The sequence below is a fragment of the Neisseria sp. P0014.S002 genome, from assembly GCF_051958295.1.
Classification (GTDB): domain Bacteria; phylum Pseudomonadota; class Gammaproteobacteria; order Burkholderiales; family Neisseriaceae; genus Neisseria; species Neisseria flavescens_B.
The window spans coordinates 1-294 of sequence record NZ_JBQCVO010000059.1 but is presented as its reverse complement, the minus strand read 5'-3'; the positions used below and the strand labels follow the sequence as shown (position 1 = coordinate 294).

1 rRNA gene is annotated in these 294 nt (G+C 54.8%); it reads right to left on the bottom strand.

Annotated features, from left to right (window positions below):
• Positions 1-294: ribosomal RNA gene (locus ACTHSX_RS10600) — 16S ribosomal RNA — on the bottom strand; the annotation flags it as partial.

Here is a 294-nt window from a genome sequence, read left to right as displayed (position 1 = left end):
AGATTCTAGTTACCTAGTTTCAAAGGCAGTTCCGGGGTTGAGCCCCGGGCTTTCACCTCTGACTTGAGTAACCGCCTACGCGCGCTTTACGCCCAGTAATTCCGAACAACGCTAGCTCCCTCCGTATTACCGCGGCTGCTGGCACGGAGTTAGCCGGAGCTTATTCTCCCGGTACTGTCATTATCATCCCGGGTAAAAGAGCTTTACAACCCTAAGGCCTTCATCACTCACGCGGCATTGCTGGATCAGGCTTTCGCCCATTGTCCAATATTCCCCACTGCTGCCCCCCGTAGG